The organism is Stenotrophomonas sp. yr243 (assembly GCF_900184195.1).
Classification (GTDB): Bacteria; Pseudomonadota; Gammaproteobacteria; order Xanthomonadales; family Xanthomonadaceae; genus Stenotrophomonas; species Stenotrophomonas lactitubi.
Window position 1 is genome coordinate 1,376,199 of record NZ_FXWT01000001.1, and the last position, 14,298, is coordinate 1,390,496.

Below are 14,298 nucleotides of genomic sequence, written 5' to 3' on the forward strand. Positions count from 1 at the left end.
TTGGTTGGCACCCACGCATCCGCCGGGCATGGCCCGGCGCTACCGGGGCAGCCGCCATGCGGGGTAGCGCCGGGCCATGCCCGGCGAGCGCAGCGGCGCCGTTCGAAACGCCCGCCTGCGCACAGCTTTCGTTCCACCAATGCACCCGCAGCGCAACATGGGAAATCCGCGTGGCGCCCTATAATCCGCGCTTTCCCCCTGATGAGTTCCACCCCGATGGCGCAGCAAACGATGAAGGCCCTGGTCAAGCGCGAAGCGGCCAAGGGCATCTGGATGGAAGAGGTTCCGGTGCCGACCCCGGGCCCCAACCAGGTCCTGATCAAGCTGGAAAAGACCGCGATCTGCGGCACCGACCTGCACATCTACCTGTGGGACGAATGGAGCCAGCGCACGATCAAGCCGGGCCTGACCATCGGCCATGAGTTCGTCGGCCGCATCGCCGAGATCGGCCCGGGCGTGACCGGCTACGAGATCGGCCAGCGCGTGTCGGCCGAAGGCCACATCGTCTGCGGCCACTGCCGCAACTGCCGCGGCGGTCGTCCGCACCTGTGCCCGAACACCGTCGGCATCGGCGTCAACGTCAACGGCGCGTTCGCCGAATACATGGTGATGCCGGCCAGCAACCTGTGGCCGATCCCCGACCAGATCCCGTCCGAACTGGCCGCCTTCTTCGACCCGTACGGCAATGCCGCGCACTGCGCGCTGGAATTCAACGTCATCGGCGAAGACGTGCTGATCACCGGCGCCGGCCCGATCGGCATCATCGCGGCGGGCATCTGCAAGCACATCGGTGCGCGCAACGTGGTGGTGACCGACGTCAACGACTTCCGCCTGAAGCTGGCCGCCGACATGGGCGCCACCCGCGTGGTCAACGTCGCCAACACGTCGCTGAAGGACGTGATGAAGGAACTGCACATGGAGGGCTTCGACGTGGGCCTGGAAATGAGCGGCAACCCGCGCGCGTTCAACGACATGCTCGACTGCATGTACCACGGCGGCAAGATCGCCATGCTCGGCATCATGCCCAAGGGCGCCGGCTGCGACTGGGACAAGATCATCTTCAAGGGCCTGACCGTGCAGGGCATCTACGGCCGCAAGATGTACGAGACCTGGTACAAGATGACCCAGCTGGTGCTGTCCGGCTTCCCGCTCGGCAAGGTGATGACCCACCAGCTGCCGATCGACGACTTCCAGAAGGGCTTCGACCTGATGGAAGAAGGCAAGGCCGGCAAGGTCGTGCTGAGCTGGAATTGACCTGCCCACGGTAGCGCCGGGCCATGCCCGGCGTCGCCGGAATTGAAAAAGGCGCCCGTTGGGCGCCTTTTTCTTTGGTGTTGCCGGCCAGCGGCCGGCACTACCGTAACGCCTGCGGCGTTACTTTCCGACGGCCACGCTCAGCATCACCCGGCTGTGCGCCAGCTTGCCGGAGTTGTCGCGGCCATTGCCGTCGGTGCCGTAGTAGCCCAGGCCGACATTGAACAGGCCGAACTGGCGGGCGACGCCGACGTTCCAGTCGGTGTAGTCCTTGGCGATCCCGTCCTCGAAGGTGCTGCGGCCGACGTTGGCGTTGAGCGTGAACTCCTTCGGCAGGCCCCAGCTGCCACCCAGGCCGAAGTACCAGCCATCGGTGCTGCTGTTCCACACATCGTTGCTGTAGGCCACCGTCAGCTTGTAGGTGTCGTCCAGCGTGGTGGTGGTGATCAGCTCGTTGTAGTTCTGGTGGCTGGACTTGAGGTAGGTGTAACGGTTCAACAGCACGTCGAAGTTGACGCGCTCGGTCACGTCCACGCCGTAGCCGATCAAGTAGTCGACCTCGGTCTTCGGATCGCCTGCGCCGAAGTCGACGCCCGAGCCCCAGACGCCTGCATACAGGCCGACCGGGCTGGTGTAGGTGAAGCCGGCCTGCAGGGTCGGATCCTCATCGGTCTGCGACACACCACGGAACAGGTAGTCCGAGACGGCGGTGACGTTCCAGCTGTACGGAGATTCGTTGTCCTGGGCGCTGGCGGCGAACGGCGCGAGGGTCAGGGCGGCGGCAATGGCGAGGCAGGCACGGGCGTGCTTCATGGGCGTCTCCGGTGGGGTCGGTGGCGTGGAAGGCGGGATCTGCAGCGGGCGCAGCGACCGGAGCCAGACAGCCCCGGTTCACGAATTTTTAACCCGTTTGCTATTGCGATGCAACATGTGCCGGCCATGGCGGTGCCCCGACCGGCCCGGTCAGCAGCCGTCGATGCCCGGTAGAATCAGTGGTTTCCCGTGCTGAGCCGTGCCCACGCCATGACCGACTCCTCCGCCCTGACCCGCCACTATGCAGAGGAACTGGACGCCATCCGCGCCCAGGGCCTGTTCAAGTCCGAGCGCATCATCACCAGCCCGCAGTCCGCCGAAATCACCCTCGAAGACGGCCGCAAGGTGCTGAATTTCTGCGCCAACAACTACCTTGGCCTGGCCGACCATCCGGACCTGATCCAGGCCGCGAAGGACGCGCTGGACAGCCATGGTTTCGGCATGGCATCGGTGCGCTTCATCTGCGGCACCCAGGACCTGCACAAGCAACTGGAAAAGCAGATCGCCGGTTTCTTCGGCAAGCAGGACACCATCCTGTACGCGGCCTGCTTCGACGCCAACGGCGGCCTGTTCGAGCCGCTGCTGGGCGAGAACGACGCGATCATTTCCGATGCGTTGAACCATGCTTCGATCATCGACGGTGTGCGCCTGTGCAAGGCCAAGCGCTTCCGCTACGCCAACTGCGACATGGCCGACCTGGAAGCCCAGCTGCAGGCCGCCGATGCCGCCGGCTGCAAGACCAAGCTGATCACCACCGACGGCGTGTTCTCGATGGACGGCTTCATCGCGCCGCTGGACGAAATCACCGCACTGGCGAAGAAGTACAACGCGCTGGTGCACATCGACGAATGCCATGCTACCGGCTTCCTCGGCGCGACGGGCCGCGGCTCGGCCGAGGTCAAGGGCGTGCTGGAGAAGATCGACATCATCACCGGCACCCTGGGCAAGGCCATGGGCGGCGCACTGGGTGGCTTCACCTGCGCCAGCGCCGAAGTGATCGAGCTGCTGCGCCAGCGTTCGCGCCCGTATCTGTTCTCCAACTCGCTGCCGCCGCACGTGGTCGCCGCCGGCATCAAGGCGTTCGAGATGCTGGCCGCAGCCGATGACCTGCGCAGCACCCTGGCCGAGAACACCACCTACTTCCGCGAGAAGATGACCGCTGCCGGCTTCGACGTGAAGCCCGGCGTGCACCCGATCAGCCCGGTGATGCTGTACGACGCACCGCTGGCGCAGAAGTTCGCCGAGCGCCTGCTGGAAGAAGGCATCTATGCGATCGGCTTCTTCTTCCCGGTGGTACCCAAGGGCCAGGCGCGCATCCGCACCCAGATCAGCGCCGCGCACAGCCGCGAGCATCTGGACCGCGCGATCGATGCGTTCACCCGCATCGGCGTCGAGCTGGGCGTGATCAAGGGCTGATCACCGGCGGGGTCGGATCCCTTTCCTGCGGAAAGGGCTCTGACCCTTCAGGCCAAAGCGTGCCGACCAAGGTCGGCACCTACCGGAGTCTGATGACGTGCCGACCAAGGTCGGCACCCACCCGGCGCTACTTCTTCTTTTTCTTCTTGTCCTTGGGCTCGTCCTTGCTGGCGACCACCACCGGCTTGGCGGCAGCATCCTGCCCATTGCCCTTGGCAACACGGATGCCATTGGCTTTCATCCAGGCATCGAACTGATCGGCGGTCATCTTCTGGTCGCCGTTGCTCATCATGAAGCGATAGCTGCCGCGGCCATCCAGTTCCGGGGTCTTTACTTCAACCACAGGAGTCTCGGCCGGGCGATCGGCCTTGGCCGTTTTCTTGTGGCCGCCACACGCGGTCAACAGCACGATCGGCAACAACAGGCTGGCGCAGCACAGGGTTTGCTTGAGGGTCGGGTGATACATGGGCAGGCTCCGTTCTGGACATTCGACAACCAGGCGCCCCCTACGCCTGGAACGGTGGCCGGCAACCGCCGGCCGTGGGCATCACTCAGCCCGGTGCAGCGGCCCCCAGCCGCTGCTGGTCGCTGACCTCCAGCGCCCGCCACTGGCCCTTGCCGAGATCGCCGAGCGTGAGCTCTCCGATCGCAACGCGGACCAGGCGCAGCACCTGCAGGTCGAAGGCCGCCAGCAGGCGACGGATATGGCGGTTGCGGCCCTCGTCGAGGACCACCTCCAACCAAGCGGTCTTGTCGCCGCTGCGCAGCACGCGTACGGCCAGGGCGAGGAGGAATTCACCCTCGTCTTCGACACCGGCGCGCAGCGCCGCCAGGGTGTCGTCATCGGGCAGGCGATCGACCTGCACGTGGTAGGTCTTCTGCGGGCCGGTCTCCGGATCGGTCAGGCGCGCGGCCCACTGCGGATCGTTGCTGAACAACAACAGGCCTTCACTGGCCTTGTCCAACCGACCAACCGGCGCGATCCACGGCAGGCCGGCACCATCGAAACAGCGGTACACGGTGTCGCGGCCACGCTCGTCCTGCACGGTAGTGACCACCCCGCGCGGTTTGTTGAGCATCAGGTACAGGCGTTGTGGTGCGCCCATCGGCTGGCCGTCGACCTCGATCGGCGGCGCCGGGCTGGCAATCGGAAATTCCGGATCACGGACGATGCGCCCGGCGACACGAACACGGCCATCGGCGATCCAGCGCGCGGCCTCGCTGCGCGAGCACAAGCCAGCCTTGGACAGCACGCGCGCCAGGCCATGGCGCACGCCAGCGGAAACCGCAGCGGGATTCGCACGCCCACGCGCAGCGTGGGAGCGGGCAGCGGGGGCAGCAGGTGGGCGGCGCGTGCGCAAGCCTCTGCTCCCCGCCACGCTTACTTCTTGTCGACCGGCTTGGTCTCAGCCGGTACTTCGGCTGCGGCCGGGGTGGCCGCCGGAACCGGACGTGCCTTGACCACGCGTACGCCGCGCGCCTTCATCCAGGCGTCGAACTCTTCGGCGGTCATGCGCTTGCCGTTCTGGCTCATGTCGAAGCGCCACGGCGTGTTGTCGAATTCGGTCTGCGGCTTGTATGCAGCCGGATCATTCGGCTTCACCGCCGGCGCGCTCGGAATCGCCTTGGCGATGTTCTGGCAGCCATCGATGCGCAACCGCTGCAGCACCTGGTCCAGCGACTGCGAGGGATCGTAGCTGCTGCCCAGCACGCCGCTGGCCATGCCCAGCTGGCTGCTGCGGATATACAGCTCATCTGCCACCGGGGCGACGGCCGTGGCCGGCAACGGCAGCGGCGAAGCGCTGGTGTTGACCGAGCAATCGACCGCAGCGTGAGCAGCAGGAACCAGGGCCAGCGCCAGAACGGCAGCCGATGCAGAGCGCAGCATGAGGACATCCACGAAAGGAAGTGACGCGGCGAGTTTAGCAATGCCGCGTCATCTTTCAAGCGCCACTTTCAATGAATACGGCAACTCATTGGTTTCATAAGCAAATTGCCGACGAACGGTCGCCACTCAAGCGCTGATTCATCATTCCGGACCGCACAAACAACAAGACCCGGCCGAAGCCGGGTCCTGCTGTGTCTTACTGGCAGAGCGTCAGAACTTAGTTCTGGACGTTCAGCTCGGTACGACGGTTCTTGGCGCGACCTTCCGGATTGTCCGAACCATCCGAGTTGGTGTTCGGCGCGATCGGACGGCTCTCGCCGTAGCCGATCGGACCGGCCAGACGGCCAGCGTCGACGCCGTTCTTGGTCAGGTAGTTGTACACCGCGGTGGCGCGGCGCTCCGACAGCTTCTGGTTGTAAGCGTCGGTACCCTTCGAGTCGGTGTGACCGGCGACTTCAACGCGCAGATCCGGGTAACGCTTCAGGATCTCGGTGGCTTCGCTCAGGATGGCCACAGCGTCCGGACGCAGGTTCGACTTGTCGAAGTCGAAGTTCACGCCCTTCAGGTCGATCGAGACCGGCACCGGGCAACCGTCCGGACCGATGGTCTGACCCGGCTGCGAGTTCGGGCACTTGTCGTCGCAGTTGTTGACGCCGTCACCGTCGTCATCCAGGTCGGCGCAGCTCGGGGCAACCGGAGCCGGTGCCGGAACAGCAGCCACCGGGGCCGGGCCCAGCGGGATCACGACGCCGACCGAAGCCAGCACGTCGCCGAACCAGCTTTCGTCGCGCGCGGCAATGCTCTGGTCGTCGAAGTCAGCGCGGTAGGCCACTTCGGCACGGACAGCAACGCGCTTGTCGAAGGTGGTCTGCAGGCCGACGCCGAGCTTGGCGGCAACGTTGCCGTCCTTGCGGTCGGCCGGGCCGTTCGGGCCAGCTGCGTACTCTTCTTCAGACTTCTGGTAGCCCAGGCCGCCCACGATGTAGGGGTTCCAGCCGCGGCCTTCCTTGATGAAGTGGCGACGCAGATCGAACGACACGCCGTACTGCGACCAGTTCTGATCCTGGTTGGCGTCGAAGTTCGGGTTCTGGTAGTTCAGCTCACCATCCAGCGACCAGTTCGGGCTGATGAACTTGCCCAGACCCAGGGTCACGAACGGAGCGTCGTTGGTCAGACGGTCGTTATCCTGGAAGTTGAAGCCGGCCGAACCGGTCAGGTACCAGCGGTCATCGAACTCCTGCGCCGACGCAGCCTGGGCGAAAGCCAGACCGCCCAGCAGCGCGGCAGTAAGGATCTTCTTGTTCATTGAGTACAGCTCCTATTTCGGGGGTATGAAACCGGTAGAGGCATGGGCCAGCACTACTGCGTCGATGTTCAGACAGCCGATTCAGCACGCCACCGCCGCGAACATTATGCTCAGGCGGGTGAAGGCCATGTTAACAGTCCCGTAACATGTGAAGCGCTGCGCACGACCGGCCACCGGTCCGACGTTGAAACCCTATACAGGATGATGAAAATCCGCAAGACCCACACACCACAAGGGTTTGGATGGGTTTAAGAGCCAGATACGACAGTTTTGACGCGAGTTATCACAAAGCGGTTCAGCGCGCGCCCATCGAGGTGAGGAACCTTATGATGCAGACAGGAACCGAGCTGGAGCTGCAATGAAAGCCGTCGCCCTGTGCCGTGAATCCGCCCCTGCCCTGCGCGATCTGGTGCTGCCGCCACCGCAGCCGCCGCGGGGCCGTGACCTGCTGATCCGTGTCGAAGCACTTTCCGTCAATCCCGTGGACGGCAAGCTGCGTGCAGGCACGTCGGCCGCCTCGCTGGATACTCCGCGCATTCTCGGCTGGGACGCGGCAGGCGTGGTCGAAGCCATGGGCGAGGAGGCCAGCCTGTTCGCCTCCGGTGACGAGGTCTACTACGCCGGTGATGTCACCCGCCCTGGCTGCAATGCGCAGTATCAGCTGGTGGATGAGCGGCTGGTGGCGCGCAAGCCGACCACCCTCGACTTCGCCGAGGCGGCCGCGCTGCCGCTGACCACCCTGACCGCCTGGGAACTGCTGTTCCAGCGCATGCCCCTGCTGCTTGATGACCGCCGCCACGCCGGCCAGCGCCTGCTGGTGATCGGCGGTGCCGGCGGCGTTGGCTCGATGGCGATCCAGCTGGCCCACCACGCGGGCTTCGACGTCATTGCCACCGCCTCGCGTGAAGCCTCGATCGACTGGTGCCGGCGGATGGGCGCCCAGCATGTGATCGACCATCGCCAGCCCCTGCTGCCGCAGCTGCAGGCGCTTGGCATCGACGATGTGCAGGTGGCCCTCAATCTGGCCGATACCGACCACTACTGGGACGAACTGGGCCAGCTGCTGGCGCCGCAGGGACATGTCGGCCTGATCGTCGAACCGCGCGGCCCACTGCGCATCGGCGATCCCTACAAGGCCAAGTGCATCGGCATCCATTGGGAATTCATGTTCGCCCGTGCGCGCTTTGCCACCGCCGACCGCATCGAGCAGCACCGCATCCTCAACCGCGCCGCCAGCATGATCGATGCAGGCCAGTTGCGCGGAACGCTGAGCGAAGTGCTGGGGCCGATCAATGCGGCCAACCTGGAAGCCGCCCACCAGCGCCTAGCAGGCGGCCGCACCATCGGCAAGCTGGCGCTGGCCGGCTGGGACGAGTGATTGACCGCCGCGCGCACCGGGCGCTGCTCGGTGTTTCGTTGGTTGCGACCTGTGGCAGTGGATTGGGCGGCATCTGTATCTATTGAATGGCCCATTTCGGGGATAGGGTGGAAACAGATCCCCCTCCCCCCGAGCCCGCCATGCCCACCGCCCTGCCCCTGCGCCTGCTGCAACTGATCATCGGCCTGTTCCTCTATGGCTTCGGCGCCTCGCTGATGATCCGCGCCGCGATCGGTGTCGCGCCGTGGGATGTGCTGTCGCAGGGCATCGCTGCACAGACACCGTTGTCGTTCGGCCTGGCCACCAATGTCATCGGCGCGCTGGTACTGCTGCTGTGGTGGCCGCTGCGACAGAAGCCGGGCGTCGGCACCGTGCTCAACGTGATGCTGATCGGCCCCTCGGCCCAGTTCGGGCTGTGGCTGCTGCCCCCGGCCGTCGGACTGGGCTGGCAGGTGGCGATGTTCTGCGCCGGCATGCTGCTGGTGGCGCTGGCCACCGGCCTGTACATCGGCGCGAAGCTGGGCCCTGGCCCGCGCGATGGCCTGATGACCGGGCTGCACGCGCGCACCGGCTGGCCGATCTGGAAGGTGCGGAGCCTGATTGAAGGCAGCGTGCTGCTGCTGGGCTGGTGGCTGGGCGGCAACGTCGGCGTCGGCACGCTCGCCTTCGCGTTGCTGATCGGGCCGCTGTGCGGGATCACCCTCGGCTGGTTCGGGATCGGCCGGCCGGCGGTCGGTAGCGCCGGGCCACGCCCGGCGAGCGCGCAGCGCGGCCACGGGTAGTCGCGTCGCCGGGCGTGGACCGGCGCTACCCATCTGCCAGCCCTTGCCCCCGGCGCCGTTTCGCGGCACCCTTCGCGCTTCCGTACGCAAGCGTATCGACATGTCGCCAGCCAACGAAAGCGCCTACCCCCACCTGTTCGCCCCGCTGGACCTGGGCTTCACCCAGTTGCGCAACCGGGTGCTGATGGGCTCGATGCACACCGGTCTGGAAGACCGCGCACGCGACTTCCCGCGCCTGGCAGCTTATTTCGCAGAGCGCGCCGAAGGCGGCGTCGGCCTGATCGTCACCGGCGGTTTCGCGCCGAACGTGGTGGGCTGGCTCAAGCCGTTCGGCGGCAAGCTGTCCTGGCCATGGGAAGTGCGTCCGCATCGGCAGCTGACCGCCGCCGCGCACCAGCACGGCGCGAAGATCTGCCTGCAGCTGCTGCATGCCGGGCGCTATGCCTATCACCCGCTGTCGGTGGCGCCGTCGAAGCTGAAGGCGCCGATCAATCCGTTCACCCCGCGCGCCTTGTCGGCCAGCGGCGTCGAGCGGCACATCGCCGACTACGCACGCAGCGCGAAGCTGGCCCGCGAGGCCGGCTACGACGGCGTGGAAGTGATGGGCTCGGAGGGCTACCTCATCAACGAGTTCATCGCCCCGCGCACCAACAAGCGCAACGACCGCTGGGGCGGTGATGCCGCACAGCGCATGCGCTTCGCGGTGGAGATCGTGCGGCGCATCCGCGAAGCCTGCGGTCCGGATTTCATCATCATCTACCGCCTGTCGCTGGTCGACCTGGTCGAAGACGGCAGCAACTGGGAAGAGATCGTGCAGCAGGCCCAGGCCATCGAGGCAGCCGGCGCGACGATCCTCAATTCCGGCATCGGCTGGCATGAAGCGCGCATTCCGACCATTGCCACGTCGGTACCGCGTGGTGCGTTCGCCGGTGTCACCGCCAAGCTCAAGCCGCACGTGACGTTGCCACTGGTGGCGACCAACCGCATCAACATGCCCGAGGTGGCCGAGCGCATCCTCGCCGATGGCGGGGCCGATATGGTGTCGCTGGCACGTCCGCTGCTGGCCGATCCGCAGTGGCCGAACAAGGCCCGCGCCGGCCGTGCCGAGGCCATCAACACCTGCATCGCCTGCAACCAGGCCTGCCTGGACCACGTGTTCGAAAACAAGCTGGCCAGTTGCCTGGTCAACCCGCGCGCTGCCCACGAGACCGAACTGGTCTATACCCCGACCACCGCACCGAAGCGGGTGGCCGTGGTCGGCGCCGGTCCGGCCGGCCTGGCCTGCGCCACGGTCGCTGCCGAACGCGGCCACCAGGTCACCCTGTTCGACGCCAGCGAGGAGATCGGTGGCCAGTTCAACGTGGCCAAGCGCATTCCCGGCAAGGAAGAGTTCCACGAGACCCTGCGCTACTTCCGCCACAAGCTGGCTGAGACCGGCGTGCAGCTGCGTCTGGGCACCCGTGCCGACGCGGCCAGCCTGGCCGGCTTCGACGAGGTCGTACTGGCCACCGGCATCGTACCGCGCAAGGTCGACTTCCCCGGTGCCGACCACGCCAAGGTGGTGAACTACCTGGACGTGCTGCTGGGCCGGGTCGAAGTCGGTGCCAGCGCCGCCATCATCGGCGCCGGCGGCATCGGCTTCGATGTCGGCGAGTTCCTTGCCCATGACGGCCCTTCCCCATCGCTGGACCCGCAGCGCTGGATGGCCGAATGGGGCGTGGATGCCACCTTCGAGGCCCGCGGCGCGCTGGCCCGGCCGGCCGTGGAGGCGTCGCCGCGCAGGCTGTGGCTGCTGCAGCGCAGCGCCGGCAAGCCCGGTGCACGCCTGGGCAAGACCACCGGCTGGATCCACCGCGCCACGCTGAAGGCCAAGGGCGTGCGCATGCTGGGTGGTGTCGAGTACCTGGGCGTGGACGATGCGGGCCTGCGCATCCGCGTCGATGGCAGCGAACAACTGCTGCCGGTCGACCACGTGGTGATCTGTGCCGGGCAGGAACCGCAGCGCGCGCTGCAGGTAGAACTGCAGGCCGCCGGCATCGCCGCACAGCTGATCGGCGGTGCCGATGTGGCCGCCGAACTCGATGCAAAACGTGCCATCGATCAGGGCAGCCGGGTCGCCGCCGCGCTCTGATCAACACCTGAATGGGGGCCGGAATGTGATTTCCGTCACCGGCCCCCAAGCTGAATGTCAAGCCGGACGATTCAGGATGCGTTCGGCAATGCCCCCCTACCTTGCGCCATCTTTCCGCTCACCAGCCAGTTTCCGGTGAGCCGGTGCGGACCCCGCCGATCGATCCACGATCGTGTTCTTGGGGCCGCCCACGGGGCAGCCCCGATGGCCGCCTCCCCATGACGCCAAGTCGTACCCCGCCTCCAGCAGCCTGCGCTGCCGGAACCGCCAGGTGCGTCCCACACGGAGCAAGGAGTTATATGAAACTGGCCTGGATTCTCTGGCTGTCGCAGTTGTTGCCGCAGCCGGCCGCTGATTCATTGTGTTTGAGCACCACCGTTTACCTGGAAGCCCGCGACCAGACCCTGCGTGGCCAGCAGGCCGTGGCCGAGGTCGCCCTGCGTCGCCTCGACAGCGGCCTCTGGGGCGACTCGATGTGCCAGGTGGTGACCGCGCGCAAGCAGTTCGCCCCCACCATCGTCTCCCCCGGCACCCAGCTGGGCAACGATGCGGCCTGGAGTGAAGCGATGGACGTAGCCTTCGACGCCGAGCGCAACTGGGCGCTGCCGGCTGGTGAGCGCCGCGAGATCGTGCCCGGCGCCAGCCACTTCGCTGCGCTGGCGATTGCCAGCCCGAACTGGCGCAATGCCTACCAGGTGGCCACCATCGGCGATCACACCTTCTACAAAGTGCAGAACCTCAAGCCCCGGCAGTCGTAACAATCCGTTGCCGGCGGCAGCGTTGCCGCATGCGGCTGGGCTCTGGGATAGTGGGGGTTTCCCGCCACACCCCGCCTGGAGTTCCCATGAAGCTGTACAGCAAGCCCGGTGCCTGTTCCACCGCCGACCACATCGCCCTGCAGTGGACCGGCCAGCTGTTCGAGGTCGAACTGCTGAACAAGGACACCCTGAAGGGTCCGGAATTCCTCAAGATCAATCCGGCCGGCGCCGTGCCGGCGGTCGTCGATGGCGACTTCGTGCTGCTGCAGAACGCAGCGATCATGGGCTACATCGCCGACACCTACCCGCAGGCCGGTCTCGGCGGCGATGGCAGCCCGCGCCAGCGCGCTGAAGCCACCCGCTGGCTGGCCTTCGTCAACTCCGACGTGCACCCGGCGTTCTCGCCGCTGTTCTCGCCAGGCAAGTTCATCGCCGATGAAGGGCAGTACGACGCGATCCGCGCCGCTGCACACAAGCGCCTGCGCGCGCTGTTCGAGACCGCCGACAAGCAGCTGGCCGACAAGCCGTGGCTGGCCGGTTTCCGCAGCTTCGCCGATCCCTACTTCTACATCACCCTGCGCTGGGCGGCCGGCACCAAGGTCGACCTGTCGGGCCTGGACAACCTGGCCGCCTACAAGGCGCGCATGGACGCCGATCCGGGCGTGCAGGCGGCGCTGAAGGCCGAAGGCCTGGCCTGATGGAACCGGGGTCGGAGCCGTTCGCAGCGCGAACGGTTCCAACCCCAACGGTCCGGGAGGCGGGGTCGGATCCGTCTGCGCAGCAGGCGGCTCTGACCCCATCGGTACCATAGGCGCGGTCAGCCGATTTCGCGGATCACTTCGCCCTTCGCATCGCGCAGGAACGTCGGCACCACTTCAACCTGCAACGTGCTCGACACCGTGTAGGTTCCGCGTTCCGGCCGCACCTGATGCCAGGCCTGCAACGCCGCGTCGTCCATCACCCAGCGCACGTTGTCGCCCTCGACCGTGGCGGCGCCATCGGTGGCAGGCATGAACTCCCACTGCCGTTCGCGGCTGACCAGCGTCAGTGCCTTGCCGTGGCGCAGGCGCAGTGGCAGCAGTTCACCCACACTGCCGACCTGCCCTGCCCCCAGCACCAGCGTGGTGATGCCCGCCGTCTGCCGCCAGTCCAGCGTCTCGATGAACAACATGCCCGTACTGGATCCCTCACGCTCGCTGCCGGCCTGCACCTGCGCCGCCAGCGCCGGATCATCCAGCAGGTTGCCGCGCTGCAGATCGGTGATCCACAACGGCATCGCCGGCTCGAGCACCTGCAGCACACCGCGCGTGGACCAGCGCTTGATCGCGCCCATTTCCTCATCGGTCAGCCCGACCACCTGCAGGAACTGCAGCTGCCCATTGGCGGTATCGCGCGCGGGCAACTGCGGATCGGACACAAACGCCAGGTGGCAGAGACGGGTGTCGGTCTCCAGCGCGATCGGGCCGTTGGCGTTGAGGTGGTGCCCATCCTCGAACACATTGCCGCTGCTGAACACATAGCGCGCCAGATTCTGCAGCAGGTTCATCGGCCACGCAGGCGGGGTGCTGTCGGCATGTTCACCCTTGTCCGCAGCCAGACGGAACGTCAGCTCGAAGCCGTAGCCACTGGTGGCCGCATCGCTGCTCTCTTTTGCATACAGTTCGGACAGACCGTAGGTGACGTAGTGCCAATGCGGAACCGGTGCTTCCACCCAGTACACGCTGATGCCGTCGAGCGGATCCTGGCCACCCAGCGTGTACGGCAACGCGGTACCGAAGTGACGCGGCTCCTGGCCGGCGTACAGCGGCGCCAGTGCGGCATTGATCGCATCCCAACCGGGTGTATCGGTGTCGTCCTGCATGCGGGGCTCCTGGGCGGAAAAAGAGCGGACCACTTTACCCCGCGTGTCAGCCGGGCACGACCTCGGCGGTGACCGGTGCCAGCGACACCTGGACCTCCTGCCACCAGCGCTGTGCCAGCGCCGGGCTGCGCGCCTTGCCGATCGCGGTGATCATTTCCGGGCACAGCCGTTCCAGGGTGACCGCGTCGGTACAGCGCTCGATCTTCAACTGCATGAAGTAGCCTTTCAGGCCCAGATGGCGGCGCACGGCATCGCTCATCGCGTCGTACAACTGCTGGTACAGCGCCGGATCCTGCTCGCGGCCGCTGCAGAGTCCGCGCTGCGGAGCAGGTTCGGCCCTGCCGCCGACCACTTGGATCAGGCCGAGTGCGGCCAATTGCTCCAGCGCATCCTGCGGTGCGCGCAGCCCTTCGAACAAGCCGCGCAGTTCGCTTTCATCACGCTGACCGTCAACCATCAACAGGATCGAACGCAGCGCCGCCGGCAGGCGCCGGGCACGGTCTTCGATCTCCTGGCGGCCAGCGGCCGTCTTGGCATGCAGCAGTGCCATAAGCTCCCCCTTCCCTCGATGCGATACGCATGCGTGCCCTTGCGGGCACGCTCCCCGGGGCGAGCTTAGCGCACCGGTGGCGGCGAGGAAGCTGCGCTGCAGCACCGCTGGATCTCTGTAGAGCCGAGCCCATGCTCGGCTGCGTGTACCTGACCCGGGCA

General features: G+C 66.4%; 14 protein-coding genes. 7 read left to right on the forward strand and 7 right to left on the reverse strand.

Annotated features, from left to right (window positions below; translation table 11 throughout):
* The first annotated feature begins 231 nt into the window (after positions 1 to 231).
* Positions 232 to 1,254, forward strand: a complete 1,023-nt coding sequence (gene tdh / locus QOL57_RS06590) for an L-threonine 3-dehydrogenase (RefSeq protein ID WP_032952044.1) — start codon at positions 232 to 234, stop codon at positions 1,252 to 1,254.
* Positions 1,255 to 1,374: 120 nt separating this feature from the next.
* Here the strand turns inward: tdh and QOL57_RS06595 are convergent, their stop codons facing one another.
* Positions 1,375 to 2,067, reverse strand: a complete 693-nt coding sequence (locus tag QOL57_RS06595; RefSeq protein WP_089239045.1) for a TorF family putative porin — start codon at positions 2,065 to 2,067, stop codon at positions 1,375 to 1,377.
* Positions 2,068 to 2,277: 210 nt separating this feature from the next.
* Here QOL57_RS06595 and kbl point away from each other — a divergent pair, with 210 nt between their 5' ends.
* Entirely contained in the window at positions 2,278 to 3,483 is a 1,206-nt protein-coding gene (gene kbl, locus QOL57_RS06600; protein ID WP_089239043.1) for a glycine C-acetyltransferase, read from the forward strand.
* 127 nt (positions 3,484 to 3,610) lie between these two features.
* Here the strand turns inward: kbl and QOL57_RS06605 are convergent, their stop codons facing one another.
* The 4 genes from QOL57_RS06605 to QOL57_RS06620 all read right to left on the reverse strand — a co-directional run bounded on the left by QOL57_RS06605 (position 3,611) and on the right by QOL57_RS06620 (position 6,677).
* A complete protein-coding gene (locus QOL57_RS06605; protein ID WP_089239041.1) occupies positions 3,611 to 3,949 on the reverse strand; it encodes a hypothetical protein in 339 nt (112 codons plus the stop codon).
* Between the two features lie 85 nt (positions 3,950 to 4,034).
* Positions 4,035 to 4,844 carry a pseudouridine synthase gene (locus QOL57_RS06610; protein WP_176429861.1) on the reverse strand — a complete coding sequence of 270 codons (810 nt, stop codon included), beginning with the start codon at positions 4,842 to 4,844 and terminating at the stop codon, positions 4,035 to 4,037.
* 20 nt (positions 4,845 to 4,864) lie between these two features.
* Entirely contained in the window at positions 4,865 to 5,371 is a 507-nt protein-coding gene (locus QOL57_RS06615) for a hypothetical protein (RefSeq protein ID WP_049467667.1), read from the reverse strand.
* A gap of 217 nt (positions 5,372 to 5,588) precedes the next feature.
* Entirely contained in the window at positions 5,589 to 6,677 is a 1,089-nt protein-coding gene (locus QOL57_RS06620; RefSeq protein ID WP_089239037.1) for an OmpA family protein, read from the reverse strand.
* Positions 6,678 to 7,035: 358 nt separating this feature from the next.
* On the opposite strand from QOL57_RS06620, the gene QOL57_RS06625 reads away from it, so the two are divergent.
* From QOL57_RS06625 to QOL57_RS06645, 5 genes are all read left to right on the forward strand, one after another.
* Positions 7,036 to 8,055, forward strand: coding sequence for a zinc-binding alcohol dehydrogenase family protein (locus tag QOL57_RS06625; protein WP_089239035.1), 1,020 nt, complete (start codon positions 7,036 to 7,038; stop codon positions 8,053 to 8,055).
* 140 nt (positions 8,056 to 8,195) lie between these two features.
* The gene (locus QOL57_RS06630; protein WP_089239033.1) at positions 8,196 to 8,837 is read left to right on the forward strand and encodes a hypothetical protein; all 642 of its coding nucleotides are present in this window, start codon (positions 8,196 to 8,198) and stop codon (positions 8,835 to 8,837) included.
* 100 nt (positions 8,838 to 8,937) lie between these two features.
* Positions 8,938 to 10,968: an NADPH-dependent 2,4-dienoyl-CoA reductase gene (locus tag QOL57_RS06635; RefSeq protein WP_089239031.1), complete on the forward strand. Its 2,031-nt coding sequence runs from the start codon at positions 8,938 to 8,940 to the stop codon at positions 10,966 to 10,968.
* Between the two features lie 299 nt (positions 10,969 to 11,267).
* The gene (locus QOL57_RS06640) at positions 11,268 to 11,726 is read left to right on the forward strand and encodes a cell wall hydrolase (RefSeq protein WP_025878087.1); all 459 of its coding nucleotides are present in this window, start codon (positions 11,268 to 11,270) and stop codon (positions 11,724 to 11,726) included.
* 86 nt (positions 11,727 to 11,812) lie between these two features.
* On the forward strand, positions 11,813 to 12,424 hold the full coding sequence (locus tag QOL57_RS06645; RefSeq protein ID WP_089239029.1) for a glutathione S-transferase N-terminal domain-containing protein: 612 nt from the start codon (positions 11,813 to 11,815) through the stop codon (positions 12,422 to 12,424).
* A 119-nt stretch (positions 12,425 to 12,543) separates the two neighbouring features.
* On the opposite strand, the gene QOL57_RS06650 is transcribed toward QOL57_RS06645, so the two are convergent.
* Positions 12,544 to 13,587, reverse strand: coding sequence for a suppressor of fused domain protein (locus QOL57_RS06650; RefSeq protein WP_089239027.1), 1,044 nt, complete (start codon positions 13,585 to 13,587; stop codon positions 12,544 to 12,546).
* A 46-nt stretch (positions 13,588 to 13,633) separates the two neighbouring features.
* Entirely contained in the window at positions 13,634 to 14,137 is a 504-nt protein-coding gene (locus tag QOL57_RS06655; RefSeq protein ID WP_089239025.1) for a hypothetical protein, read from the reverse strand.
* Positions 14,138 to 14,298: the final 161 nt, after the last annotated feature.